Origin of the sequence: Curtobacterium sp. MCPF17_051 (assembly GCF_003234595.1) — a bacterium.
In the GTDB taxonomy this organism is placed as follows: domain Bacteria; phylum Actinomycetota; class Actinomycetes; order Actinomycetales; family Microbacteriaceae; genus Curtobacterium; species Curtobacterium flaccumfaciens.
Genome location: NZ_QKSE01000011.1, coordinates 131289 through 157649, shown reverse-complemented (window position 1 = coordinate 157649; position 26361 = coordinate 131289). Strand labels below are relative to the sequence as shown.

25 protein-coding genes and 1 pseudogene are annotated in these 26361 nt (G+C 71.9%); 10 read left to right on the top strand and 16 right to left on the bottom strand.

Going from position 1 to position 26361, the window contains the following annotated elements; all coding sequences use genetic code 11:
• Positions 1–66: 66 nt before the first annotated feature.
• The 8 genes and pseudogenes from DEJ35_RS10590 to DEJ35_RS10555 form a co-directional block, all read right to left on the bottom strand.
• Positions 67–1446 carry an MFS transporter gene (locus tag DEJ35_RS10590; protein ID WP_111090346.1) on the bottom strand — a complete coding sequence of 460 codons (1380 nt, stop codon included), beginning with the start codon at positions 1444–1446 and terminating at the stop codon, positions 67–69.
• Positions 1447–1666: 220 nt separating this feature from the next.
• Positions 1667–2296: pseudogene (gene ribA / locus DEJ35_RS10585) on the bottom strand (GTP cyclohydrolase II); the annotation flags it as partial.
• A 29-nt stretch (positions 2297–2325) separates the two neighbouring features.
• Positions 2326–3432 carry a bifunctional diaminohydroxyphosphoribosylaminopyrimidine deaminase/5-amino-6-(5-phosphoribosylamino)uracil reductase RibD gene (gene ribD, locus DEJ35_RS10580; protein ID WP_111123573.1) on the bottom strand — a complete coding sequence of 369 codons (1107 nt, stop codon included), beginning with the start codon at positions 3430–3432 and terminating at the stop codon, positions 2326–2328.
• 55 nt (positions 3433–3487) lie between these two features.
• Positions 3488–4042, bottom strand: a complete 555-nt coding sequence (locus DEJ35_RS10575) for a GNAT family N-acetyltransferase (protein ID WP_181435566.1) — start codon at positions 4040–4042, stop codon at positions 3488–3490.
• Positions 4043–4044: 2 nt separating this feature from the next.
• The gene (gene trpS / locus DEJ35_RS10570; RefSeq protein ID WP_111192695.1) at positions 4045–5055 is read right to left on the bottom strand and encodes a tryptophan--tRNA ligase; all 1011 of its coding nucleotides are present in this window, start codon (positions 5053–5055) and stop codon (positions 4045–4047) included.
• 41 nt (positions 5056–5096) lie between these two features.
• Positions 5097–5939, bottom strand: coding sequence for an exodeoxyribonuclease III (locus tag DEJ35_RS10565; RefSeq protein ID WP_111123576.1), 843 nt, complete (start codon positions 5937–5939; stop codon positions 5097–5099).
• A gap of 127 nt (positions 5940–6066) precedes the next feature.
• Entirely contained in the window at positions 6067–6339 is a 273-nt protein-coding gene (locus DEJ35_RS10560; RefSeq protein WP_022905912.1) for an HPr family phosphocarrier protein, read from the bottom strand.
• Positions 6340–6408: 69 nt separating this feature from the next.
• Complete coding sequence (locus DEJ35_RS10555; RefSeq protein ID WP_027466423.1) at positions 6409–7179, bottom strand: DeoR/GlpR family DNA-binding transcription regulator; 771 nt, start codon at positions 7177–7179, stop codon at positions 6409–6411.
• 251 nt (positions 7180–7430) lie between these two features.
• Between DEJ35_RS10555 and ptsP the strand changes: the two genes are divergently transcribed.
• From ptsP to DEJ35_RS10535, 4 genes are all read left to right on the top strand, one after another.
• Positions 7431–9089, top strand: coding sequence for a phosphoenolpyruvate--protein phosphotransferase (gene ptsP, locus DEJ35_RS10550; protein WP_111192694.1), 1659 nt, complete (start codon positions 7431–7433; stop codon positions 9087–9089).
• Positions 9090–9157: 68 nt separating this feature from the next.
• Entirely contained in the window at positions 9158–10714 is a 1557-nt protein-coding gene (locus DEJ35_RS10545; protein WP_071406396.1) for a PTS mannitol transporter subunit IICB, read from the top strand.
• Between the two features lie 88 nt (positions 10715–10802).
• Positions 10803–11240 carry a PTS sugar transporter subunit IIA gene (locus DEJ35_RS10540; protein ID WP_071244331.1) on the top strand — a complete coding sequence of 146 codons (438 nt, stop codon included), beginning with the start codon at positions 10803–10805 and terminating at the stop codon, positions 11238–11240.
• Positions 11237–12394 carry a mannitol-1-phosphate 5-dehydrogenase gene (locus tag DEJ35_RS10535; RefSeq protein WP_111123578.1) on the top strand — a complete coding sequence of 386 codons (1158 nt, stop codon included), beginning with the start codon at positions 11237–11239 and terminating at the stop codon, positions 12392–12394. Before DEJ35_RS10540 ends, DEJ35_RS10535 begins: the two co-directional genes overlap by 4 nt.
• Positions 12395–12467: 73 nt before the next feature.
• On the opposite strand, the gene DEJ35_RS10530 is transcribed toward DEJ35_RS10535, so the two are convergent.
• The 8 genes from DEJ35_RS10530 to DEJ35_RS10495 are packed head-to-tail and all read right to left on the bottom strand — an operon-like array spanning position 12468 to position 22169.
• Positions 12468–13076, bottom strand: a complete 609-nt coding sequence (locus DEJ35_RS10530) for a hypothetical protein (protein WP_146244776.1) — start codon at positions 13074–13076, stop codon at positions 12468–12470.
• Positions 13073–13417, bottom strand: a complete 345-nt coding sequence (locus tag DEJ35_RS10525; protein ID WP_111090353.1) for a hypothetical protein — start codon at positions 13415–13417, stop codon at positions 13073–13075. The genes DEJ35_RS10530 and DEJ35_RS10525 overlap by 4 nt, the downstream gene beginning before the upstream one ends.
• Positions 13407–17471 (bottom strand): type VII secretion protein EccCa, encoded by a 4065-nt coding sequence (gene eccCa, locus DEJ35_RS10520; protein WP_111192692.1) that lies wholly within the window; start codon positions 17469–17471, stop codon positions 13407–13409. Before eccCa ends, DEJ35_RS10525 begins: the two co-directional genes overlap by 11 nt.
• Positions 17468–18322 (bottom strand): hypothetical protein, encoded by an 855-nt coding sequence (locus DEJ35_RS10515; protein WP_111123581.1) that lies wholly within the window; start codon positions 18320–18322, stop codon positions 17468–17470. Before DEJ35_RS10515 ends, eccCa begins: the two co-directional genes overlap by 4 nt.
• Positions 18323–18324: 2 nt before the next feature.
• Positions 18325–19692, bottom strand: coding sequence for an EsaB/YukD family protein (locus tag DEJ35_RS10510; protein WP_181430084.1), 1368 nt, complete (start codon positions 19690–19692; stop codon positions 18325–18327).
• On the bottom strand, positions 19689–19967 hold the full coding sequence (locus tag DEJ35_RS10505; protein WP_110861350.1) for a hypothetical protein: 279 nt from the start codon (positions 19965–19967) through the stop codon (positions 19689–19691). The genes DEJ35_RS10510 and DEJ35_RS10505 overlap by 4 nt, the downstream gene beginning before the upstream one ends.
• The gene (locus tag DEJ35_RS10500; protein ID WP_110861347.1) at positions 19951–21060 is read right to left on the bottom strand and encodes a DUF6177 family protein; all 1110 of its coding nucleotides are present in this window, start codon (positions 21058–21060) and stop codon (positions 19951–19953) included. The genes DEJ35_RS10505 and DEJ35_RS10500 overlap by 17 nt, the downstream gene beginning before the upstream one ends.
• Positions 21057–22169, bottom strand: a complete 1113-nt coding sequence (locus tag DEJ35_RS10495; RefSeq protein ID WP_111192690.1) for an FHA domain-containing protein — start codon at positions 22167–22169, stop codon at positions 21057–21059. The genes DEJ35_RS10500 and DEJ35_RS10495 overlap by 4 nt, the downstream gene beginning before the upstream one ends.
• A 98-nt stretch (positions 22170–22267) precedes the next feature.
• On the opposite strand from DEJ35_RS10495, the gene DEJ35_RS10490 reads away from it, so the two are divergent.
• The 6 genes from DEJ35_RS10490 to DEJ35_RS17280 are packed head-to-tail and all read left to right on the top strand — an operon-like array spanning position 22268 to position 26357.
• A complete protein-coding gene (locus tag DEJ35_RS10490) occupies positions 22268–22603 on the top strand; it encodes a WXG100 family type VII secretion target (protein WP_110861342.1) in 336 nt (111 codons plus the stop codon).
• 29 nt (positions 22604–22632) lie between these two features.
• Entirely contained in the window at positions 22633–22950 is a 318-nt protein-coding gene (locus DEJ35_RS10485; RefSeq protein ID WP_027466434.1) for a pore-forming ESAT-6 family protein, read from the top strand.
• 1 nt (position 22951) lies between these two features.
• Entirely contained in the window at positions 22952–23335 is a 384-nt protein-coding gene (locus DEJ35_RS10480; protein WP_110861340.1) for a DUF6507 family protein, read from the top strand.
• Entirely contained in the window at positions 23332–25578 is a 2247-nt protein-coding gene (locus DEJ35_RS10475) for a TNT domain-containing protein (protein WP_111090359.1), read from the top strand. Before DEJ35_RS10480 ends, DEJ35_RS10475 begins: the two co-directional genes overlap by 4 nt.
• Positions 25575–26114: a hypothetical protein gene (locus tag DEJ35_RS10470; protein ID WP_110861336.1), complete on the top strand. Its 540-nt coding sequence runs from the start codon at positions 25575–25577 to the stop codon at positions 26112–26114. The genes DEJ35_RS10475 and DEJ35_RS10470 overlap by 4 nt, the downstream gene beginning before the upstream one ends.
• Before the next feature lie 60 nt (positions 26115–26174).
• Complete coding sequence (locus DEJ35_RS17280; protein ID WP_181420101.1) at positions 26175–26357, top strand: hypothetical protein; 183 nt, start codon at positions 26175–26177, stop codon at positions 26355–26357.
• Positions 26358–26361: the final 4 nt, after the last annotated feature.

Sequence of the window (26361 nt, the reverse complement as noted above, 5' to 3'; positions counted from 1 at the left end):
CACATGACGGACGGGAGGCCCGGTGCCAGCTGGCACCGGGCCTCCCGTCCCGCGGGTGGTCGCCGATCAGGCGTCGGCGATGTCCTTCGACTTCGTCTCGCGCACGAAGAGCAGCGCGACCAGCGTCACGACCGCGGCGATCGTCAGGTACAGGCCGACCAGGAAGATGTTGCCGTCCGGCTTCCAGAGCGCCAACGCGATGGTCGGGGCGAGCGACGCACCGAGGATCGACGCGACGTTGTACGCGATGGCCGAGCCGGTGTACCGGACGTTCGTCGGGAACAGCTCGGGCAGCAGTGCACCCATCGGACCGAAGGTCAGCCCCATCAGCGAGAGCCCGACGATGAGGAACGTCACCACGGTGATCGGCCCACTCGACGCCGCGAACCAGAACTGGAACGTCAGGCCGAACAGCGCGATGCCGATCGTGGTCGGGATGAGGGTCTTCCGGCGACCGAACCTGTCGGCGAGCAGCCCCGCGATCGGGGTGAAGATGCCGAAGAAGACGACGCCGATCATGAGCAGCGTCAGGAACTCGCCACGGGTGTACCCGAGGCCGACCTTCGGGACGAGTGCGCTCGCCTCGGCGCCGGTCGTGCCGTACGACAGGGTGAACGTCGTCATGAAGTAGAAGAGCACGTACGTGGCGACCATGCCGAAGGTGCCGACGATGACGGCCCGCCACGAGGTGCGGAACACCCGGCCGAGCGGGACCTTCGCGACCGTGCCGGACTCCTGCACACCGCGGAACACCGGCGACTCGACGAGCTTGAAGCGCACGTAGAGGCCGATGATGACGAGCACGGCGGACAGCAGGAACGGGATGCGCCAGCCCCACGCCTGGAAGTCGGCGTTCGGGGTGCCGTCGGCGCCGGCGGGCATCGCCGCGTTGATGGCGATGAACAGGCCGTTGGCGAGCAGGAAGCCGATCGGGGCACCGAGCTGCGGCATCGAGCCGAACACGCCGCGCTTGCCCTTCGGCGCGTTCTCGGTCGCGAGCAGGGCCGCGCCTGACCACTCGCCGCCGAGCCCGACGCCCTGGGCGAAGCGCATCACGGCGAGCAGGATCGGGGCCCAGACCCCGATGGTGTCGAACGTCGGCAGGCAGCCGATCAGGAACGTGGCGGTGCCCATCACGAGCAGCGACGCGACGAGGGTGGTCTTGCGGCCGATCCGGTCGCCGAAGTGCCCGAAGATGATCGACCCGACCGGTCGGGCGAAGAACGCCAGGGCGAACGTGACGAAGGACGACAGCTGCGAGGCCGTCGGGTCCTCGTTCGGGAAGAACAGCGTCGGGAAGACGAGCACCGCGGCGGTCGCGTAGACGTAGAAGTCGTAGAACTCGATCGACGTGCCGACGAGGCTCGCGATGACGACGCGGGAGCGCGGGTTGCCGGCGGGCGCCGGAGCGGAGGTGGGGGTTGCGGGTGCCGGGGCGGCGGTCATGACAGGGCGGGGTCTTCCGTGCTGCGTGCTCCCGACGGGGAGCACGAGGATCCGAAACGGCGGACACCGATCGGTTCGCGCGGGGTGGCGCGGGCACCGATCGGGTGCGTTCGGCTGAGGGGGGACCGCTTGTGACGGAAGCCCGATCATACGACAGATGTCGTCTGCCTGCGAATCAGCCCAGAGTCAGCTGGCCGCAGCGTCCGTCGCCTGCGCGCGCTCAGGCGCCCGCGCCGGCCCCCGCTTCGAGGTGCTCGGGCAGCTGGTGGCCCATCCGGTCGCGCTTGGTGTCGAGGTACCCGGCGTTCTGCGCCGAGACGCCGACGACCAGCGGCACGAGGGAGTCGACGGTGATGCCGTGCTCCTCGAGCTGGCGGCGCTTCTCCGGGTTGTTCGACAGCAGCCGGACGCGGGTGATGCCGAGGTCGGCGAGGATGCCCGCCGCGCCGCCGTAGGCGCGGGAGTCGGCGGGCAGGCCGAGCGCGAGGTTGGCGTCGAGGGTGTCGAGACCGTCCTCTTGCAGGCGGTAGGCCTTGAGCTTGTTGATGAGGCCGATGCCGCGGCCCTCTTGCCCGCGCAGGTAGACGACCACGCCGCCCTCGGCTGCGATCGTGTCGAGCGCGGCGTCGAGCTGGGGGCCGCACTCGCACTTCAGCGACCCGAAGGCCTCACCGGTCAGGCACTCGGAGTGCACCCGGACGAGTGCCCCGTCGGTGGGCATCGAGCCGTCCGGCAGGGTGCCGATGATCGCGACGTGCTCGGCGCTCGTCACGAGGTCGCGGTAGGCGCGCATCTGGAAGGTGCCGTGGGTGGTCGGCACGTTCGTGGACACCTCGAACTTGACCGGGCTCCCCGGCGTGGGGGAGGTCAGCGCATCGGTCATGGGGTGCTCCGGTCGTTCGTGGGCCCGTCGTTCCCGAGCCCGGGTGTCGCGTCGTGCTGCTGCTGCTGCTGGTGCTGCGGACGGTGCGGTCGGGCTCGGACCAGCAGGTCGGGGCCGAGGCTGGTGGTCGATAGTACGTCCAACCGCCGACGATCTGAGATGCTTCCCACCCCCAGGTCGTCGAGGGCGACACGGGGTCCGCCGAGCAGCACCGGGGCGAGGTACACCAGGTACTCGTCGACGAGTCCGGCGGCGATGAGCGCCGAGGCGACCGTGGGACCACCCTCGACGAACACCGAGTGCACGCCGTGCCCGCGCAGGGCACCGAGTGAGGCGGCCAGGTCGTGTCCGGGCAGGGTGACGAGCCCGCGCGGGTGCCGACGGACCGCGGCGTCGGCCGGCACCGGGCGGTCACCGAGCACCACGGCGAGCGGCTGGTCGGCGAGCAGTTCGCCGGCGTCCCCGCGGGCGGTCAGGCTCGGGTCGTCGGCCAGGACGGTGCCGGTGCCGACGAGGATCGCGTCATGGGCGGCACGCTGTTCGTGGACGTGCTGCCGTGCGGCGGCGCCGGTGATCCACTTGCTCGTGCCGTCGGCAGCGGCGGCGCGCCCGTCCAGGCTGGACGCCCACTTCACGGTGACCCACGGTCGGCCGAGTCGGACCGAGAGCAGCCACCGTTCGAGGAACGCCTCGGCCTGGTCGGCCAGGACGCCGGAGACGACCTGGACCCCGGCGGCGCGGAGTCGGTCGGCGCCGCCGTGCACGTCGGCTCCGGGGTCGTCGATCGCGTACACGACCCGGGTGATCCCGGCGTCGAGCAGTGCCACGGCGCACGGCCCGGTCCGACCGACGTGGTTGCAGGGTTCGAGGGTCACGACCGCGGTCGCGCCGCGCAGCAGTGCCGGGTCGACCTTGGCCATCGCGTCGACCTCGGCGTGCGGGGTGCCGGCGCCCTTGTGCCACCCCTCGGCGAGGACCTCGCCGGTGGGGGAGAGGATCACGGCGCCGACGCGGGCGTGGTCGCCGACGACGGGCCCGAGGGCCGCGAGTTCGAGCCCGCGGCGCATCGCCCGGACCTCGGTGGGTCGTGCCGTGTCGCTCACGGGCCGAGCCTACCGGCGGTGGTTGGGTGACACGTCACCACGGTTGTGAGCGCGTTCAGGCGCTGGGCCAGGGGAGCTCGGAGGCGGGAGTGCCGTCGGCGCGTCGCAGTGCGGTCCAGGCCGTGGTCGGGCCGCCGTCCCGGTCGGGCACCCGGGCTGCGCCGAGGCCGGTGTACGAGAACCCGGCCGCACGGGCGACCGCCGCCGAGGCCGTGTTGCCCTCGTAGCACTCCCAGTAGACGTCCGGCGCACCCTGCTCGAACGCCCGGTCGACGACGAGCCGGACGGCGTCGTGCATGAGGCCGGCACCGCGCGCGGACGGTGCGAGCCAGAACCCGAGGTCACGACCGGCGGTGCGGTAGCTGATGATGCCCGCGAGCCACGTCGAACCGGCCGGTCGGATCGCCCACGTGTACTCGCGGTCCGAGGCCCACCCCGGTCCGACCAGGGCGTCGACGAAGGTCCGGGCGTCCTGCTCGCGGTACGGCGTCGGGACCGTGGTCCACCGGACGATCTCCGGGTCCTGGCAGGCCTCGGTGATCGCCGCGGTGTCGGCACGGGTGGGCAGGTCGAGCCGGACCCGCGCCGACTCGAGCGTGACGGGCTGCACGGTCAGCCGCGCGACCGCGGGACGAACCCGATGCGGTCGTAGACGCGGGCCAGGGTCTCCTGCGCGATCGACTCGGCGCGGTCGGCGCCGACGGCGAGCAGCCGGTCGAGCTCCGCCGGGTCGTCGAGCAGTTCGAGCGTCCGGGCGCGGACCGGTTCGAGCTCGGCCACGACGGCGTCGGCGACCTCGCCCTTCAGGTCGCCGTAGCCCTTGCCGGCGAACGATTCCTCGAGCGCGGCGATCGAGGTGCCGGTGAACGCCGACAGGATCGACAGCAGGTTCGTCACACCGGGCTTGGCCTGGCGGTCGGCCCGGATCTCGCGCTCGGCGTCGGTGACGGCCGACTTGATCTTCTTCGCGGTGCGCTTCGGGTCGTCGAGCAGTCGGATGAGGCCGTTGTCCGACGCTGCGGACTTGCTCATCTTGCTGGTCGGGTCCTGCAGGTCGTAGATGCGCGCGGTCTCGGTCAGGATCCGTGCCTCGGGCGTGACGAACGTGTCACCGAACCGCGAGTTGAAGCGTCCGGCCAGGTCGCGCGTCAGCTCGACGTGCTGTCGCTGGTCGTCGCCCACCGGCACGACCCTGGTGTCGTACAGCAGGATGTCCGCGGCCATCAGGATCGGGTACGTGAAGAGCCCGACCGACGCGGCCTCGGCGCCCTGGCGTGACGACTTGTCCTTGAACTGGGTCATCCGGCTCGCCTCGCCGAAGCCCGTCAGCGTGTTCAGCACCCACGCGAGCTCGGCGTGCGCGGGCACGTGCGACTGCACGAACAGCGTCGCCCTGGACGGGTCGATGCCCGACGCGATGTACTGCGCAGCGGTGGCCCGGGTGTTCGCGCGGAGCTCGGCGGGGTCCTGGGGCGAGGTGATCGCGTGCATGTCGACGACGCAGTAGATCGCGTCGTGGTCGTCGAGCAGGGTCCTCCACTGCATGAGCGCCCCGACGTAGTTGCCGAGGTGCAGCGATCCGGCGGACGGCTGGATGCCCGAGAAGATGCGGGTCTTGGTCATGGTGGTGCTCCGGTGCGTCAGGTGAAGCGAGAGAGGAGGGGTCAGAGTTCGTAGTCGACGACCACGGGGGCGTGGTCGGACCATCGCTGGTCGTACGCCGCGGCGCGGTCCACCGTGTACTCCGTGACCTTGGCGGCCAGGTCGGGCGTCGCCATCTGGTAGTCGATGCGCCAGCCGGTGTCGTTGTCGAACGCCTGACCGCGCCACGACCACCACGTGTACGGGCCGTCGACGTCGCCGGCCTGGGCGCGGCCCACGTCGACCCAACCGAGCCCGGGGCCCGTGGAGCCGTCGGCACCCTCGACCGGTTCGCCGTCGGCGCCGAAGAACCGCGAGAAGTAGGCGCGCTCGCGCGGCAGGAAGCCGGCTCGCTTGACGTTGCCCTTCCAGTTCCTGATGTCGCGCTCGTCGTGCCCGACGTTGAGGTCACCGACGACGACCGCGAGCGGGTTGTGCTCGCGGAGCTTCGGCAGCCGTTCGGTCATCGCGTCGAGGAACTTCCACTTCTCGTCCTGCTTGGGGGTGTCGACCTCGCCCGAGTGCACGTACGTGGAGACCACCGTGACGGTCGTCCCGCCGATCTCGTAGTCGGCCTCGAGCCAGCGGCCAGCGGAGTCGAAGTCGTCCGGGCCGAGCGCGACGCGGTGGATCTGGGCCGAGTGGCGTGAGGCGATCGCGACGCCGGCCCGGCCCTTCGCGGTCGCCGGGTCGTGCACGATGTCCCACTCGTCGCCGAGCAGCGCCGGCAGGTCGTCGCTCGACGCGCGCACCTCCTGCAGGGCCAGGACGTCGACGTCACGGGTGGCGAGCCAGTCGCCCATGCCCTTGCGGAAGGCGGCGCGGACGCCGTTCACGTTGACGGATGCGAGGCGCAGGCGTGTCATGCAGAACACCTTATCGGCGGGCGCCGACAGCCCTGGACGCCCCCACGGACGCAGGGGAGGCACGGTGCCAGCTGGCACCGTGCCTCCCGTCCGCTCTGTCGTCGCGTGCAGGACGCGACCTGCGCGATCAGGCCGCGTCGTGGTCCGTCTTCAGGAACTCGACCAGGCTGTCCGCCGTGGTCTCGGCGTCGTCGCCCGACACGGTGAGGGTGACCTCGTCGCCGTTCTCGATGCCGAGCCCGAGCAGGGCGAGGATGCTGCCGGCGTTCCCGGACTTGTCGCCCTTGGCGATCGTGACCTGGTGCCCCGACGCCGTCACGGTCTGGACGAAGAGGGATGCGGGGCGAGCGTGCAGGCCGGATGCGCTGGCGACGGTCACGGTGCGGGTGGCTTCGGACATCGATGTACTCCTGTCGATGGGTGGTTGGCTCATGCTAGCGAGCGCTGGGTGGGCGGGAACGGGGCGCGGTCAGGGTCGGCCGGGCCAGAAGACCTCGGTGCCGGCGGCCTCGACCTCGCGGACCAGGTCGAGGTTGACGGCGGGGTCGGTGATGATCGTGTCGATCGCGGCGAGCGGGGCGACGCGACCGAACTCCTCGCGGCCGAACTTGGTGTGGTCGGCGAGCAGGATGCTCCGTCGTGCGGACTTGATCATCGCGCTCTTCACGGCGGCCTCGGCCATGTTGTGGGTCGTCAGGCCGCGCTCCGGTGTGATGCCGTTGATGCTGATGAAGGCGACGTCGACGCTGACCATGCCGATGAGCTGGTGCGTCCAGGTGCCGACGCCGGCCAGGGAGTCGCTGCGGATGTTGCCGCCGAGCAGGTGCAGGTCGATGCCCGGGCGGTTCGCGACGGCGGTGGCGACGGGGAGCGAGTGCGTGACCACGGTCAGCCCGCGGTCGGTCGGCAGCAGCTCGGCCAGGCAGATGGTCGAGGTGCCGGCGTCGATCATGATCGAGCCGTTCTCGGGCAGTTCCGCCAGGGCGGCCTCGGCGATGACCATCTTCTCGGTCTGGTTGATGCCGCCGCGGTCGCCGACACCGGGGTGCAGGGTGATCCGCTCGACGGGGATCGCGCCGCCGTGCGCGCGACGGACGAGGCCGCGGCGCTCGAGGCTCGTCAGGTCGCGGCGGATGGTCTCGGGCGTGACGGCGAGCAACTCGGCCAGGTCCTTGACGTCCACCCGGCCCTGCGCGCGCGCCTGCTCGACGATGCGCTGGTGGCGTTCTGGTGCGTACATCGGACCTCGTCGTCTCGGGTCGGAACGGAACGGACACGCTCGGGCACGGCATCCGCGATGTCGTCCCCTGCGTTCGATCCGCCAGACGCAAACGGGCATCTGTTTCTGCATTTTTATCCCCGGATGTGTTTGTTTGTCAACGCGATGCGGGGTAGTGTGCTGCTCAGCCGCACGGGCGTGGTCTGTTCCCGTGTCGTGTGCACCGAACGATCCACCCCACCGCAAGCGCGTGTGAGATGAAGGAGTCTCGAATGTCCGAACTGCTCGGCACCGGCGTCGGCCGTGGCGTTGCCCACGGCCCCGTGCTCCGGATGGCCGACCCGCTCGGCGAACCGTCGAAGGACGCCCTGGTGGGTTCGGCCGACGACGCGAAGCAGGCGGTGCACGACGCACTGGCCGCCGTGGCGGACGACCTCAACAAGCGCGGACAGCTCGCCGGTGGCGACGCCCAGGCCGTGCTCGAGGCCCAGGCGCTCATGGCGCAGGACCCGACGCTCCTCGACGACGTGCACACCCGCATCGACGGCGGCACCAACGCGGAGCGCGCCGTGTACGAGGCGTTCGCCCAGTTCCGCGACCTGCTCGTCGGGATGGGCGGCTACATGGGGGAGCGCGCGGCCGACCTCGACGACGTCGCGCAGCGCATCATCGCCAAGCTCCGCGGCGTGCACGCCCCCGGTGTCCCCGAGTCGGACACCCCCTTCGTCCTCGTCGCCCGTGACCTCGCCCCGGCGGACACCGCGCTGCTCGACCTCGAGAAGGTCCTGGCGCTCGTCACCCGTGACGGCGGCCCGACCTCGCACACCGCGATCCTCGCCCGTGCCAAGGGCATCACCGCCATCGTCGGTGTGACCGGTGCCGATGACCTGGCCGACGGCCAGTCCGTCGTCGTGGACGCCATCGCAGGCACGGTCGTGACCGACCCCGACGCCGCACTGGTCGCGGACGTCGAGCGCCGCATCGCCGAGCGTCTCGCCGCCGCAGCGGCGCCGCTCACCGCCGGTGCCCTCGCCGACGGCCACGTCGTGCCCCTGCTCGCGAACCTCGGCAGCCCCGCCGACGCCGCCGGCGCCGTTGCTCTCGGTGCGGAGGGCGTGGGGCTCTTCCGCACCGAGTTCCTCTTCCTCGACTCGCCGAAGGCCCCCACGGTCGACGAGCAGACCGAGTCGTACCGCCAGCTCCTCGCGGCGTTCCCCGGCAAGAAGGTGGTCGTGCGCGCGCTCGACGCCGGCGCCGACAAGCCCCTGCCGTTCCTCACCGACAAGGACGAGGAGAACCCGGCCCTCGGACGCCGCGGCCTGCGTGCCCTGCGGAACCACCCCGAGGTCCTGCGCGACCAGCTCACCGCGCTCGCGCAGGCCGACGCCGCGACCGAGGCCGACCTGTGGGTCATGGCCCCGATGGTCGCCGACGCCGAGGAGACCGAGTACTTCGTCACCCTGGCCCGCGAACTCGGCATCCGCACCGCCGGTGTCATGGCCGAGGTGCCGTCGCTCGCGCTGATGGCCGAGCAGGTGTTCCAGAACGCCGACTTCGTGTCGATCGGCACGAACGACCTGACCCAGTACACGATGGCTGCCGACCGCATGCTCGGCACGGTCGCGTCCTACCAGGACCCGTGGCACCCCGCCGTCCTGCGCCTCGTCGCGCAGCTCGGCGCCGCGGGGGCGACCGCCGGCAAGGCCGTCGGGATCTGCGGTGAGGCAGCAGCCGACCCGCTGCTCGCCGTCGTCCTGGTCGGTCTCGGCGCCACCACCCTCTCCATGACCCCCGCGGCCCTGGCCGACGTGCGCGCCGAACTCGGTCGCTACACGCTCGAACAGGCCCGCGAGATGGCGACGGCGGCACTCGCCGCGAGCACGGCGGCGGCCGCGAAGTCCGCTGCCGCGGCCGCGACGCACGCCGCCTGAGCCACCACCCCCAGCACCACCCCTCCCATCACCACGCAGCAGCTCCACCACACAGAAAGTCACCGCACATGACAACGTCGTCCGTTGCAGCGCCCGACGCACCCGCGAAGTCGCGGGGCGGCGCACGCGTCGCCGTTCAGAAGTTCGGCACGTTCCTCTCCGGCATGGTCATGCCCAACATCGCGATCTTCATCGCGTGGGGCATCATCACGGCCTTCTTCATCGAGACCGGGTGGACGCCCGTCGGCGTCCTCGGCGGGTTCGGTGAGACGGCCGGTGTCGCCAACCCCGGCCTCGTCGGCCCGATCCTGACCTACCTGATCCCGCTCGCGATCGCCATCCAGGGCGGCCGGATGATCTACGACACCCGCGGTGCCGTGGTCGGGTCGATCATGACCATGGGTGTCATCATCGGGGCCTCCGGCACCACGATGATCCTCGGCGCGATGATCTGTGGCCCGCTCGGTGCCTACCTGATCAAGCAGATCGACCGGATCTGGGACGGCAAGATCAAGCCCGGCTTCGAGATGCTCGTGAACAACTACGCGGCCGGCATCCTGGGCTTCGTCCTCGCGATGATCGGCTTCTTCTGGCTCGCGCCGCTGTTCAAGCTCATCGCCGAGGGCCTCGGCTCCGCGGTGGACTTCCTCGTGCAGCACTCGCTCCTGCCGCTCGCCAGCGTCATCATCGAGCCGGCGAAGGTCTTCTTCCTGAACAACGCCATCAACCACGGTGTGCTCGACCAGCTCGGCGCGGCGCAGGTGGCCGAGTCCGGCAAGTCGATCCTGTTCCTGCTCGAGGCGAACCCCGGCCCCGGCCTCGGTCTGCTGCTGGCCTTCACCTTCTTCGGTGTCGGCATCGCCCGCTCGACCGCACCCGGCGCGATCATCATCCAGTTCTTCGGTGGCATCCACGAGATCTACTTCCCGTACGTGCTGCAGAAGCCGATCCTGTTCATCGCCGTCATCCTCGGTGGTGCCACGGGTGTCGCCACGAACGTCGCGTTCCAGTCCGGCCTCGTCGCCCCGGCGTCGCCCGGCTCGATCTTCGCGGTGCTCGGCGCCACGGAGCGCAACAGCTTCCTCGGCGTGATCCTGTCGGTCATCCTCTCCGCCGCGGTGTCGTTCGCGGTCTCGTCCTTCTTCCTCCTCGCCAGCCGCAAGCGCGACCTGGCGAACGGCGGCGGTGACATGAGCGCCGCCATGGCGAAGCTCCAGGCCAACAAGGGCCGCGACGTCAACTCGGCGACCGCCGGCCTGCTCGGCAACAACTCCCCGGCCAACGAGGAAGAGGCCGAGGCCTCCCTCGGCGGCGTCGGCTCGGCGAGCACGGCGACGGCGACGAAGGTCCAGAACCTGGTCTTCGCCTGCGACGCCGGCATGGGCTCGAGCGCCATGGGCGCCAGCGTCCTGCGCAACAAGATCAAGAAGGCGGGCATCGAAGGGGTCACGGTCTCCAACAAGGCGATCGCGAACCTGTCCGGTGACGAGGACCTGATCATCACGCAGGAGGAGCTGACGGACCGCGCGAAGCAGAAGAACCCGAACGCGCAGCACGTGTCGGTCGGCAACTTCATGAACGCTCCGCAGTACGACCAGGTCGTCGAGCAGCTGAAGAACCAGTAACGCCACAACCAGTAACGAAGTGCAGTATCGGAGGGGACGGGGCTGACCCGTCCCCTCCATCTCGTCCTCAACACAAGGAGAACCCCCGATGCCCGTCCTGCAGGAGAGCCAGATCCGCATCCACACCGAGGACACCGCGCCGACCAAGTCGGAAGCGATGAAGGAGGCGGCCGAGATCCTCGAGGCTGCGGGCGCGGTCACGGCCGACTACTACCCGGCCATGCTCGAGCGTGAGAAGAGCGTGTCCACCTACATGGGCAACTTCCTCGCCATCCCGCACGGCACCAACGACGCGAAGGACGCCATCAAGTCGTCCGCCCTGTCGTTCATCCGCTACGCCAGCCCGATCGACTGGGACGGCAACCCCGTGCGCTTCGTCGTCGGCATCGCCGGCGTGAACAACGAGCACCTCGACATCCTGTCGAAGATCGCGATCGTGTTCTCCGACGAGGACGAGGTCCAGAAGCTCACCGACGCCGCCGACACCGCGGCGATCCTGTCGATCCTCGGCGAGGTCAACGAGTGAGCACCAGCACCGCCGTCCACTTCGGCGCCGGCAACATCGGCCGCGGCTTCGTCGGGCTCCTGCTCCACGAGGCCGGGTACGAGGTCGTCTTCGCCGACGTCGCCGCCCCGCTCATCGACGCCCTGGCCGCAGCCGACTCGTACACCGTGCACGAGGTCGGGGCCGGCGCCCAGGACCACGAGGTCACGAACTTCCGCGCACTGAACAGCGCGCAGGACGAGGACGGCGTGGTCGCCGAGATCGCGACCGCAGCGGTCGTCACGTGCGCCGTCGGCCCGAACGTCCTGAAGTTCATCGCCCCGGTCATCGCCCGCGCGCTCGTCGCCCGTGACGCGGACGCCGCACCGATCGCCGTCATGGCATGCGAGAACGCCCTGAACGCCACGGACCGGCTGCGCGAGTTCATCGTCGCCGCCCTGCCCGAGGACGGCCGCGACGCCGCACTGGCCAAGGCCGTCTTCGCCAACACCGCCGTCGACCGCATCGTGCCCGCGCAGCCCGAGGGCGGCGGACTCGACGTGACCGTGGAGACCTACTACGAGTGGGCCATCGACCGCACGCCGTTCGGTGGGAACGAGCCGGAGATCCCCGGCGCGCACTACGTCGACGGCCTCGCCGCGTCGATCGAGCGCAAGCTCTTCACGGTGAACACCGGGCACGCCACCGTCGCGTACCACGGCTTCGTCGCCGGGGCCGACAAGATCTCGGACGCCATCGCGATCCCCGCCGTGCGCTCCGAGCTCGAGTCCGTGCTCGCCGAGACGAGCGACCTGCTCATCCGCCGGCACGAGCTCGACCCCGAGGTGCACCGCGCGTACGTGCAGGCGATCATCGGCCGGTTCGAGAACCCGCACCTGCCCGACACGGTGACCCGCGTCGGCCGCCAGCCGCTCCGCAAGCTGTCGCGCGACGAGCGGTTCGTCTCGCCAGCCGCCGCGCTGGCCGAGGACGGCACGGAGCCGACGGCGCTGCTGGACGCGATGGGTGCGGCGCTCCGCTTCGACGTCGCGGACGACGAGCAGAGCGTCGAACTGCAGGCTCTGCTGGCGTCGGACGCGTCCGACGCGGACGTGGCCACGCAGATCACCGGTCTCGCTGCGGAGCACCCGCTGCACGCCGCGTTCGCCGAGCGGATCCGGTCCGCGCGCGCCTGACGACGTCAGCACCGACGAACGGGAGGCCCGTCACCAGCTGGTGACGGGCCTCCCGTTCGTCCACCGGTCGCGGCTACCAGCCCAGGGCCGTGAGCAGACCGGACACCGTCGTGATCGTGGTGTCGCTGATCGCTCCCAGCTGGACCCGACCGGGACGGCCGAGAGCGCGGTCGGCGCGCAGCACGAGGACCGCCGAGACCCCTGTGTCGCTCAGCCGACGGGTGTCCACCGGATCGTGCGCCGCGCCGCGGTCCACGAGCACCACGACCGATCGCCCGACGAGGGTCGGGTCCGGAGCATCGGCGATGGACGCGAGCGCTGCCCGGACGTCCGCCGCGCCGTCGGCGGTGGCCCGCCCGACCACGACGAGGGAGTTCTCCGGCGTCGCCGCGAGCACGGCGGCAGGGCCGACGTGCGCCCCCATGTCGTGCACCGTCACGCGTGAGGTGGCCGGTTGCAGGGTGGGGAGTCGTGCGGCGAGCTCGCCACCGGAGTGGTCCGTCGCCTGGACCACCACGCCGAGACGTCCACCGACCGCATCGGCGAGGAGCGCCGCGACCGTCGTCATCCCGGTGCCGCCGGCGACCCCGGCGACGAGCACGGTCCGGGCGCGCTGCGCGGCTGCCCGCCGCGAGCCGGGCATGGGCGGCAGCGGAGCCGAGGTCGGGGGTGTGGTGCTCACGCGCCGTCCTCCACGAGGAGCTGGGCGTCGATCGACGCTGCGAAGGCCCGGACGATCGCCACACCGACCTCACCCGTCGGCCCCCACGGGACCCAGGCCTCGGTCCACCAGACGGGCGCGGCGAGCGTCGCCCACGGGGCGAGTCGTGCGATCTCGGCGGCGTTCTCGACACGCTCGGGCATCTGGACGCTCAGGACGGCCCGCCCGCGGTCGTCGACGATCTCGGTGACCACGCGGTCGAGCGTTCGCACCCGCAGATCCGGCGCGATCTGCGCTCCGGCCTCGACCAGCGCGAGCGACGACGGAGCCGCAGCGGACAGGATGGTCACCTCACGGGGCATCGACGGCTCCCTTCGGGTCGAGCACGGTCGTCTGACCGGCGGGGTCGGCCTGCGCCGGGGCGACGGTCGTCGCCGTGGGGAAGTGGGCGACCTGCACGATGCGCGGGGGCGTACCGCGTCGGACGAGACGCCCGCGGCCGGCCGGGAACTGCTCCGCGTAGACCTTCGGGAACACCTGCCCCTCCGACCGTTCGCCGCTCAGCACGAGCCCGGTCGCACCCGAGTCGCGGATCGACTGGATCACGGTGTCGTACATCGCGCGTGCGGCACCGGCGACGGGCCGCGTGAGCACGACGTGGAGCCCGAGGTCACGCGCCGACGGCAGGTACGGCATGAGGGGCGCGAGCGGGTCGGTGCCGGCCGAGGCGACGATGTCGTAGTCGTCGACGAGCACCACGATGCGGGGCCGTGGTCCGGTGGACGTGCCGGCTGCGCGCTGCTCGAGCTCCGCGGCGATGGCCGCGGCGAGCCCCCGGGCGTCCCGGCCGTTCGCCGCGTGCCCGCCGAGGAAGTCGTCCGGCGTCCCGGCTGCAGCGCTGCCGCGGACGTCCATGAAGGCGAGGACGAGTTCGTCCGGCGTCGAACGGTCCATGAACCCGGTCGCCAGGCCCCGAAGGAGCGCGGTCTTGCCGCTGGCCGTGTCGCCGAACACCAGCAGGTGCTGGTCGACGGCGGGGTCGAAGGCCACGAAGTCCATCGTGTCCTGGCGGAGCGCGAACGGCACCGTCGTCGGGGTGTCGAGCGGGTCCGGGAGCTCGGCCGGGTCGAACGACTCCGGGAGCAGGCGGATCGGCGCGGCAGCCGGACCGCCCCAGCTGTCGGCGACCCGCTGCGCGAGGGCGCCGAGCTCGTCGCCGACCACACCGTCCTCCACGTCGTCGAGCACCGGCAGGGCCACCTGGCCGAACAACTCGCCGTCGGTGAGGACACGACCGGGCTCGCCGGACTTCAGGGTCGCCGCGGCGGCGCGGGCGATCGTGGAGTCTGCCGGGTCGTTGAGGCGCAGTTCGAACCGCTGCCCGATCAGTGGCTGGCTCGCGAGCCGGAGTTCGTTCCACCGGGTGAGTCCGAGGACGACGTGGATGCCGAAGCTGCCGCCGCGCTGGAGCAGGTCGGCGAAGGCGTCCTCGAGCTCCTCGAACTCGGTGCGCATCACGCCGAACCCGTCGACGAGGAGCACCACGTCCGCCGATCCCAGTTCGGGGACACGGCCGGCGGCGTGCCGGGTGCGGAGCATCGCGAGTGAGTCGATGCCGTGGTCGCGGAACACCCGTTCGCGCAGACGGATCATCGCCTGCAGCTCCTCGACCAACCGGAGCAGGCGGTTCCGGTCGGCACGCGTGGCGACACCGCCGACGTGCGGGAAGCCCTCGATGCGACCGAGGCCGCCGCCGGCGAGGTCCATCCCGTAGACGCTGACCTGCCGGGGCGTGGTGGTCAGCGCGATCGATGCGGCCAGCGTGCGGAGGAACGTGGTCCGGCCGGAGCCGGGTGCTCCGATGACAGCGACGTGTCCGCCGCCCCGCGTGAGGTCGAGCATCCACGGTCGCTGTCGCTGCCGCGCGGGGTCGTCGAGCAGGCCGATCGGCACCGTGACCCCGGTCGGGTCGGAGACGGTGTTCGGATCGAGGACGGCGCCGAGTGCCAGACGCGTCGGCAGCGGCGGCAACCACACCGGCGTGGTGTCGCGGTCGCCGCGGTCGAGGCGTTCGACGGCCTCGTCGACGACGCTCCGCCCGACGTCGGGTGCCTCGAGCGTGACCTCACCGGGTTCGTCGTCCTCGGCGGCCAGCGTGTTGTAGACGGGCAGCTCGAAAGGCTCGGGAGCGGCGTCCGCGGACGACGTGGTGACGGCCGACACGGGAGCGGCGTCCTCGACCGGGCCGGACACGTAGCCGGATCGGAACCGGGTGTACACGCTCGTGTCGACCTTGAGGTAGCCGTAGCCGGGCACCGCGGGCAGGTGGAACGCGTCGCCCGTGTCGAGCACGACCTGGCTCTCGGCTTCGGAGAACGTGCGCAGGCCGAGCCGGTAGGACAGGTACGTGTCGAGGCCGCGGAGCTTGCCGGCTTCGATGCGCTGGCTCGACAGCAGCAGGTGCACGCCGATCGATCGCCCGATGCGCCCGATCATGAGGAGCAGGTCGACGAACTCGGGTTCCGCGGTGAGCAGCTCGCCGAACTCGTCGATGACGAGCACGAGGTGCGGCATCGGCGGCAGGTCCGGTCGCTGGGTCCGGAGCTCCCGGTAGTGCGTGATGGAGGGCGCCGATCCGGCGTCGCGCAGCATCTCCTGACGCCGTCGGACCTCGCCGGCGATCGACGCGCGAGCACGCCGGGTGAGCTGCGGGTCGTCGGCGAGGTTGTCGATGAGACCCGCGACGTGCGGGAGGCGGGCGAACGGGGCGAACGCGGCACCGCCCTTGTAGTCGACGAGGATCATCGCGAGGTCCTCCGGCGGGTGCGACACCGCGAGGCCGAGCACGAGGGTGCGGAGCATCTCGCTCTTGCCGGACCCGGTCGCACCGATGCAGATGCCGTGCGGGCCCATGCCGAGCTGCGCCGACTCCTTGAGGTCGAGCAGCAGCGGGGCGCCGAAGTCGTCGACACCGATCGGCACGCGCAGGAAGTCCCGCGGGGCTCGGGGCCGCCAGGTGCGGTCCGGGTCGATCGTGGCGACGTCGTCGACCCCGAGCAGGTCCGAGACGCCGATGGCGGCCGACGACTCGGCACGCTGCTCGGTGTCGGCGGACAGGCGGAGGGGCGCGAGGGCTCGTGCGACGGCGGTGACGAGGGGCGGGGCGACGGGGTCGCAGACGGCGAGCTGGACCGGTGCGGGCTCACCCTCCTCGACGTCGCGGGCGTCGACGATCTCGAGGAGCGTCGTGCGTGCACCGGATCCGGCACCCGTGCCACGGCCGGCACCCGGGGCGTCGGACCTCGCAGTCACCCGCACCCGGACGTCCGACGGTTCGTGCAGCCGGTCGGCGACGAGGTGCACGACCGTGATCCGGAGGTCCTCCGGCCGGGTCTCGCCCTCGGGGAGCGCGAGCGGAACGGCGACGACGCCGTGCTCGTCCGCGAACACGACCAGGCGCGGCAGGTCGCTGCGCTTGGCCGAGTCACCGGACCGCCGGTACATCGCGGCGGTCCGGGCGCGTTCGCCCAACTCGCCGGCGAGCGTGCGGGCGAGCGCCGGGACGTCCTCGGCGACCCGGCGCGCACGCAACGGCCCGTCGAAGGTGCGGTCCATCCGTGCGTGCGGGAGCAGGTCGAACCAGTCCCAGTCGTCGGCGTGCGCCGCCGGGAACGCCGCGGCGAGGTGCAGGTCGTCCGGGGCGTGCAGCGCTGCGAGCTGCACGACGAGTGCCCGCGCGACCTCGAGCACGGCGTCGCGGTCACCGACGACCGAGACGTCCCCGGCGCCGTCGAGTCGGACCGCGATGGGCATGGCGTGCACGGTGCCGTAGTGTTCGGCGACCTGCTCGAGCTCGGCGAGCATGAGCGGGTCGAGCGGTTGCACCGGGTTCTGGTCCGGCGGCACGGCGAGGTCGAGCCACCCCACGTCACCTGATCCGACGCGGACCCGCAGGAAGTCGCCGTGGGTGCGCCGCCGTTCCCAGAGGCGTGCCGGGTCGCCGACGAGACGGGGGAGGGTGTCGGGCGAGGGGTCGACGTGCTCGGCACGTTCGCGGACGGCGGTCGTGCGCGTCCGCAGGTCGCCGCGCAGTTCCTCGAGGTAGTCGAGGTACCGCTCGCGCTGCGTCCGCCGGTTCCGCACGGCGTTGCCCCGCTGGGTGAACGCCATGCCGAGGCCGCCGACGAGGGCGACCACGAAGACCAGGGCGGCGACGACCATGAGCACCGGGTTGTTGCCGCGGAGCACGACCATCATCACGACCGACGAGATCGCACCGACGACCGGCAGCAGCGACTGCAGCGGGAGGCCGCCACTCGGCCCCTCCGGGAGCTGCGGTGGCGGGGCGAGTTGCTCGGCCTCGGGACGGACGAGCGGGGTGGAGACCCGGGCGGGCCGGTGCACGACGCGGTTCACCGGGCGGCCTCCGGGGTCGTGCGGCTGGTGCGACGGTCGACCGCGGCGTCGACCAGGGCTGCCGTCAGGTGGATGAGCGCGATCCGGGAGGCCGTGGGGCGTTCGCCGCCCCCGGTGACGCTCGGGTCGCCCGGGATCGGGTGGACGGCGTGCCCGGGCCACCGGACGGCGGTGCGCGCGGCCCGGAGGCCAGCGCCCGTGGCGTCGACCGGGACGACCAGGACGCGCGTGTCCGGCGCGTGCCGCCGGACGGCGTCGGCGTGCGCGACGCCCTCCTCGATGGCGGGGCGGTCCGGGCCGGTGACGAGGGCGACGACGTGGGCATCGGCAGCCACGGCGCCGAGGTCGACGAACGGGCTCCGGGACCCCCAGTCCCCGACGACGACGTCGAAGAACCGCGCGATCGGTTCGACGGCGTCGGTCCACTCGGCGGGTGCGGCCTGTCGGCTCGGGAGGCGCGGGTCGCCGATCCGGAGCACGTGCAGTCCCGACGGGGTCACCGCCAGACCGTCGGTCGCGTCCCAGGACGTCCGGGCGGCGGCACGGCGCTCGGACCGCGGCGTCAAGTCCGTCCGGTCGGCGCCGGCGTGGGTGGCGAACGAGCGCAGCCCGGCGGCACCGTCCACGCCGAGCACCCGACCGGAGCGACGACGGGCGAGCACGGTCGCCACGGCTGCCGCGGTCACGGAGCAGCCGGTGCCGCCGCGGAGCGAGGCGAACGCGATGCGCCGACTGGTGGGAACGGCCTGCCGGATGGCACGGTGCGCATCGTCGAGCTCGCGCGCACCGCCGGCCACGCTGCCGAAGAACGCCCGCCCGAGCGCGGGGACGACGTCGTCGAGGAGCCGCATGGTCAGAACGTCTCCAGGAGCGCGGCGAAGAGGCCGAAGGTGCCGAGCAGCAGCGGCAGTGCCACGACGACCGAGATCGTCTCGAGGACGTTGCCGAGCGACCGCAGGCGGGCTCGCTGGTGTGCGGCCGGCCGGACCCCGGCGAGCAGGGCTCCGAGCACCCCGAGGCCGGCGAGCGAGCCGAGCACCTGGAACGGCGCGGTGGTGGCGTGACCGAGGAGCCCGAGTACCGCGGCGACCACGACGGCGCTCCAGAGCAGCACACCCTGCAGCGTCAGCGGGAAGGCCCGAGTGCGGAGTGCGGCGACGACGACCACCGCGGCGCCGAGCCCGACGGCCCAGGGGTCGCGGTCGGAGACGAGTGCGGCGCCGGCGAGGGCGATGGGGGCGGCCACCGCGGCGGTCGTCCAGTCCAGTGCCCGGTACGCGTCCTCGAGCGCCGTGACGACGCGGGCGCGGGCGACGGGCTCGCCGCCGCTCACCCGGTCGTCGAGGCCGGTCAGTCCGGCGGAGGACATCGCGACCGAGGGCAGGAGCCCGCAGACGGCGATGGCTGCGATCCCGACCACGCCCCAGCCGGCGGCCTGCGGGGCCGGAGTGAGCCAGGTGACCATGCCGAGCAGCGGGAGCACGACGCCGACGACGGCCGCGACGCCGATCGTCCGCGTGCGCTGCCCGACGCCGAGTCCGAGGCCGAGCGCGATCCACGCCCAGACGAGCACCAGGGCAGCGACCATCGCGGGTTGGTCGCCGTCCCGTCCCACGACCGGTCCGACGGCCAACCCGATCGGCAGCGCGAGCCCGGTGGCCGCGGCGGTGAGGGCGATGCCGGTCCAGCGGGCCCCTGCACGACCAGCGACGAGCGCCGCGATCGCCAGGACCACACCGCTGCCGACGAGCACGGACGGCAACAGTGCGGGGGAGACGGTCCCGCCGTCGAACGCGGCTCGGACCGAGGCGACGGTGAACGCCGCGACCACGAGGGTGCCCGCGACCGAGGCGGTGGCCCCGAGGGCTGCGGCGGCGACGGACTGGCGTGCGGCGGTGCCCCAGCCGTCGCGACGACGGCCGAGCGAGTCCGCGACGGCGTCGGTGACGTCGGAGACCTCGGGCGGGGGCGGTGCATCGGCGCGACGGACCAGGTGCAGGACCTCGCCGTCGGCGATCTCCTGCGTCGCGGCGTCCGCGGCCAGGGACACCTCTTCACCGGTGACGCGCACGAGGGCGACGGGTTGCGCGCTGTCCGCGATCGGTTCGTCGAGGATGTCGACCAGGCGCGGCAGCAGTCCGGCGAACGGCTCGTCGGAGGCGACGACGACGTCGGCACGGCGGCCGACACCGACGACGGTCACGCGGGTGAAGTCGCTCAACTGGTCTCCTGCTGGGGTTGCGTGGTCGGCACCGGTCGCGGTGTCTGCTGCGCTTGTTGCTGGGCGGCCTGCTGCGCCAGGGCGTTCGTGACGAAGGAGTACCCGAGGCACCCGACCCCCACGACCGCGGCGAGCACCACGCTGCCGATGAACCGCTTGACGTTGTCGTTCACCAACCGGCGGTCGGCGAGGCGCCCGAGCACGAACGCCTGCCGGAGTCGTCGGCGGTGCGTCGAGACGCTCTCCAGCAGGATCGAGTCACTGTTCCGCGGCACGCTGCACCTGCTCCCTCGTCCGGTCGTCCATCCCGACGGCGTCGGCGACGCGGTCGGGCCCGATGTGGTCGATGACGTCGGCCAGCTCGTCGACCGGGTTGCGGTCCTGCTGCCGCCCGAAGGGCAGCACGAGCGCCGGGATCCGAGGGCGCCCGGCGATGACGGCGCCGAAGCGGTCGCGCATCGCCTCGACGTCGAGGTCGAGCTGCCGGACCGCCGGCGCACCGAGGAGCATCGCGACCGGCAGCGGGGGCGGAGACAGGCGCGGCGCCTGCGCGAGGTCCGCGCGGCCCGGGCGCCGGAGCACCAGGGCGAAGAGCGGCAGCTGCGTCGTGGCGAGCCGCCCGAGCACCTGCGGGACGGCGGCGACCCGCATCTCGGAGACGGTGTCCCCGGGTGCACCGACCGCGAGCAGCCCGGTGGTGAGCTCCTCGACGCCGTGCTCGGTGCGCTGCGCGACGATCGTCACCGCGAGGGGCGCGTCGGGCGAACCGACGGCGAGGAACCGCGTGGGGTCGGGCATCCGCGAGCGAGCGGCCTCGGTGAGCGTGCGCCGGTCCCACGCGCGACCCGCGGGCTCGTGCGTCGCCCAGCCGGTCGGTGCCGCCCCGGCGAGCTCCGTCGCGAGCAGCTCGGTGGTGCCCCCGAGGATGGTCTCGTCCGCGGCCCGGTGCCGGACGGACACCGAGACGACGAGCTGCTCCGCCGTCGGCGTCCAGGGGCGCAGGTACCCGACGGCGACGTCCTGCACCGAGGTCGGCGGGCCGGTCCGGAGCGCGTCCGTGAAGTCGTCGAGTCGTCCGCCGTCGAGTCCGTTCCGCAGGCCGTCGTCACCGCGGACGACCCACGCCCCGCCGCAGTCGAGCAACGCCTGGCGGAAGGCCTCGGTCACGACGGACAGGCCGTCGGTCACCAGGATCGGGCGGGCGCCCTCGCCTGCCGCGGTGGCGAGCAGGTCGGCCTGGGCACGTCCGAGCCGCACGATCCCCGCGCGGGTCTCGTAGCGGATGCTGCCGTCGCCCGCCGAGTCGATGAGCGGGTGCTTCGCGACCGGGCGGTCGTCCCCGGCGGTGTCGCGTCGGAGCGGGTTCACGTCGCGGCTCCGACCCGGTCGACCACGAACGCGTGGTCCCCGATCCGGACCGTCGAGCCGGCGGGCACGGGCAGGTCCACTCCGGGGACGAGGTCCTCGAACGAGCCGTCCGGACGGACCACCGAGGTGCCGTTGGTCGAACCGAGGTCGCGGAGCACGACGACTCCGCCGGCCTGCACGAGGGCGACGTGCGTCTTCGAGAGCGTGCGCGACAGGTCCGGCACCGCGACCGTCGCGATGCCGGGCTCCGCCTCGGGGTTCCGGCCGATCACGCAGGTTCCGCCGAACCAGTGCACGGCGCCGGAGTCGAACCGCAGGACGACCACGTCGGGCGGTACCGAGTCATCGGCCACCGGTGCGGTCGGCGCGGGCACCGCCGCGAACCCGGCCGCGGGGGTGGGACCGAACCCCGCACGACGGGTGGCGTCGAGACCAGCCTGCACCGCGCCTCCGGGCAGCGGCGTCGACCCCGGACGGACACCCGCCGACGCGGCGGCACCGAAGGCCGTGCCGAGCGCGGGCACCGCTGGGTCGAGCGGCTCTCGTCCACGGTGCAGCGACGCGGTCAGCGTGCCCGTCGCCGCGGCCCACGGGCCGGCTCCGGGCGCACGCCCGTGCCGACGGCCACCGAGTCGGGCGAGCTGTCGGACGGGCCCGGCGGGCAGCGCGTCGTCGACGTCGACGACGCGCGTACCGAGGAGCAGCCCGCCCGGCCCGCGGCCCGTCCTGGAGGCACGCATCACCACGATCGCGGTCGTCACGACGAGCCCGGCGACCGCGCCGGCGACGGCGGTGCCCACGGGGGCGGAGGAGGGGACCGCGGTGTGGGCGAGGAAGAGGAGGGCGGCGCCGGCGGCACCACCGAGCAGGCAGACGACGACGTCCACCAGCCGGGCGAGGAGGACAGCACCGGCCGAGCCTGTGGCGACGCCCTGCAGGGCGTCGTACTCGGCGGAGCCGACCGTGCGCCCGAGGAGGGCGCCGCAGTCGGTGCAGAAGCGCTGGCCCTGGCTCGTCGCGACCCCGCAGCGACCACAGGTCAGCACGGGCACCACGGACTCGACCACGATCGACGACATGCCCCACCTCCCCTCGGCAGGAACGATCATGTCAGAACCCGGGGGTGACGCGCGCGGCGGACGTGGTCTACGCTGCGGGTATTCGCTGTCACCCGTTCGGGGTGGGGGAACGACGGAGAGGATGCGCGATGAAGTTCGCGATGGGGGCTCAGGTCCTGACCAACCTGACCAAGCAGACGTCCGGTGCTTCCGGTGACCTGGGGACGCTCGTCCGCAAGCTGGCCGACTCGGCCGAGCCGCTGCAGGGTCGGTTCAACGGTGCCGGTCGAGCGGCCTTCGACCGTTTCAAGGCCGAGACCGACACCATCGCCAACGAGCTGAACGGTGCGCTCGCGAGCGTGCTGCAGGGCATCTCGGGCATGGACCGTTCGTTCCAGGAAGGCGACCAGGACATGGCGCAGTCCACGAGCTCGCTCGAGGGCAGCTCGAACTTCGACGCGGCCCGCTTCAGCGGCCGCGCCTGACGGATCTTCGGGGAGAGGGAGAGAACACCATGAGCGGTGGCAACCAGGCAGATCGTCGCGACTACGACGTCGCGGCCTCGCAGAACGCACAGGACAACTTCAACGCCGTGGCGGCGCAGCTCGAGTCGCTCATCGCGCAGCGTGACTCGGACGTGAAGGCAGCCATGGCCGACTACCAGGCCGACGGCGTCTCGGACGAGTACCACGCCAAGGAACAGCGGTGGAACACCGTCGCCGGCGAGGTCAAGCAGATCATCGCCACGCTGCGTGCATCGCTGCAGTCGAACGACGAGTCGGCGCAGTCGGCCATCAGCAAGGCGAAGTCGGCCGTCGGCAACATCGGCTGACGTGGTCGACGGATGGCGGGTCGACCCCGCCGGGGTCGAAGCTGTGCTGACGGACGTGTCGACCAAGACCACGACGATGAACAACGCTCTGGGCGGATCCGCGGACGGATCGATCCAGGGCGTCGGAGCAGTCGTGCAGGACGCAGCGACGGCAGCACAGTCCCAGGTGATCGGTGAGGCGCTCGCCGGGTTCTTCGAACACCGGCAGGCCACACTGACGGGGATCCAGAACCGGATCCAGGCGTCGCTGTACGGCGCTGCCGGCGCGACACGTGCCATCGTCCACGGCGACGACGAGATGGGTGCTGCCACGGCACAGGCGAACGCCGTCACGGCGTCCACCAACGGCGACTTCCGCGCGTTCGACGGGATGTTCGACCGGTGACCGGCGTCGTCAAGACGGGAGCCATCCCGTACACGGACGTCCAGCTCGAGGCGATCACGAGCGGCGCCGCTTCGCTGCGAACCGTCGCGTCCGCCGTCCGCGACGGCACGGCCGACATCGTCACCGCCTGGAGCGGCATCTCCGGTTCCTACGAGGGCCCGAGCGACCAGGAACTCTTCGCGGTCATGACGCCCATCGGGCCCCAGGGCACGACGTTCGGCGACGACCTGGACACCGCTGCGAAGGCGCTCGACACGTTCGTCACCGAGGTCACGCCGATCGTCGCCGCGCTCAAGGCGTACGTCACGCGGGCCGAGCAGCTGCACCGCGACGTCGATGCGTTCACCCCGAAGACCGCGACGACCGAGTACGGCAACAACGCCACTGTCGAGTCCTGGGACCAGGACGAGACCCTGACCGACGAGAACAACGCGATCATCAACGGCGTCGCCGCCCAGGTGGTGGCCTACCAGGCTGCCGAGCGCACCTGCGCGAACACCATCCGCGGGCTGTCCGGCCTGCAACCGCTGCACGCCATGAGCGGCAGTGGCTCGGACGACGCCCTCGCCTACGGGTACGACGAACTGCCCGCCGGCACGAAGCTGCCGTGGGGGACCGCGTCGGAGCGCAAGGAATCGTGCTCCGAGAAGACCGTCGATTTCCTGCCGAACATGCTCAAGGCCGTCGTCGTCGACGGCATCTGGGGCACCGTGAAGGGGCTCGGCACCCTCGTCGGTCTGGACGGCACGGGTTTCCACCTGGAGACCGCGGCGACGTCGTGGAGCGGAGTCCTCGCCCTCACCGGCGTCAACACGCAGACCATGCAGAAGGACCCCGACCTCCAGCGTGAGGCGTGGACCCAGGTGATCAAGGCCACCGTCGGTTGGGACGAATGGGGCAGGGACCCCGGTCGTGCCGCCGGGCAGGCGCTGTGGGGGATCGGCTCGATCGCAGTCCCGATCGTCGGGCAGGCGGGCAAGCTCGGCGCCGTCGGCAAGGTCGGCGAAGTCGCGGGGGCCGTCGGCAAGGCCGGCAAGTACCTCGACCTCGTCGACGCCGGCGCGTGGGTCTCGAAGGGCCTGACCAAGGTGCTGCCGAGGCTCGATGAGCTCAAGACGATCATGACCAAGGGTGTCGGTGACGACGCCGTCGGGTCGACCGGGCGACTCGCCGACTTCAAGACCGGGCTCGGTGACTACCTGCACGGAAGGCACGGCGACACCGACGTCGAGGTGCCGCCGGCTCGGACCGAGGCGGACACGGACGTGCGGGCGGGGAGCGACGCGAACGCGCGGGCCGACGGCGGCGACGCGACGGTGCACGCGCCGGAGCGGGAGCCGGCGCTCGTGGGGGCCGGTGGGCGCGGGGAGCACGGTGAGACGACGACAGGCGACGGCGGTTCGACGTCGGGGTCGCACGGCGGGGCAGGGCACGGGGGCGATTCGGCCGGGCACGGTGGGTCGGGCCACGGCACGGATGCCGATCACGGCGCCGGTGGTGGTCGGCCGGACGGCGACGGGCACGACGGGTCCGGGACTCCGCCCCCGCACCACTACGACCGTTCGACGGACCCGGTGTTCTCCGACGATCCCAGTGGTCCCGGCTGGGAGCGTGACGAGTCGGCCCGGGGCGATGCCGAGCGGCCCGGCTACGGCCAGCCGCACCTCCACTTCGACGAGCTCGGTGAGAACTACCGAGCTCCTGACGACCCGACGTACAAGGGCGCGGGGATGAGCGACGAAGTGCGCGCTCTCGTCGACGACTGGGGCAATCCGAACGGCCTGTACGGCAAGGACGCCGACGGCAACTACCTCACGCGGGACGGCTGGGAAGACCGGTACATCGACTGGAACGAGGACTGGCAGTCGTACCTGCCCGAGTACCCCGGCAACGCCGGCGCCGTCGCCGGGCACCGCATCGACTGGGTGGATCCGCACAGGTTCGTCGAGCAGTACGGCCCGCAACTCGACCGGCTCGGGAAGGAGTCCGGCAATTTCTTCTCCTTCCCGGGGACCTCATTCGAACAGCGCGCCCTTCCACCGTCCAACCTCAGCGATGCCTATCGGAAGTACGACTTCGACGCCGCTGCTTTCGAGGGGCAGGGGCTGAAGATCGAGGTGAGCGAGATCGCTCCGGCCTTCGGCCATCCTGGCGGGGGACTGCAGGTGCGTTTCTTCCGGCCCGGAGATCCTCCCCAGTTCGTTTCCGTAACTGACCTCAAGAGGTTCGGGGTCCTGTCATGATCAAGGACCCTCCGGGGGTGTTTCGTCACCTGGAACTCCTCGAGAGTGCCCTCCGGCGGGCCGGGAACGACCGCGTCGTCGTCGAGCCGCACAGGGTCCAGTACGGCGATTTCGAGACGATGCGGCGGTTCGCGGTGTCGGACACCTCGGTGGTCGAGTGGCGCGGAGACCGAGGGACGGGCGCGCTGACAGGCACAGAGTTCGAGTCGGCGGCTGATGCGGAACGGTGGATCGTCGCGGACGCCAGCGGATACCTGCGCGAGGCCCGTGGTTTGCCGATCGCACATTGGCTCCTCGACCGCGAAGAGGAGCTCCCTGAAGGGTTTGCGTTGCACCCTGACGGCGACGGTATCGTCCTCCGGTGGGTCGCTTCGGGAACGGAACACCGAGCCCGGTTCGGCGGCGCGCTCCCGAAGGGATCGGCGCTGCAATTCTCCACCGTGGCGCGCGTGCCCATCGCGCTGATCGAATCGTGCGCGCTTGCGGCTGATTCCCGCGCAGCGTTCGCCGCAGCTGCGTCTTCGGCCGCACGGTAGGCAGTCCTTGGCTCCCTGCCGGACTGCTGACCTGCAGCGCATTGTGCGGTACTCGACTCCGTGTTCCACATCGACACCGTCGCGCTCAGGGGTAACGGGTACTCGATCGAGGTCAGTCGGATCGACCCCGCATTTGCCAAGCCCAGCGGCGGTCTTCAGGTGCAGATCATCGCTCCCGACGGTGCGGCGGTCGACGCTGCGCAGTTCCTCGAAGGAGACCCGCGAGCCGGGCTGGCCCCATGATCAC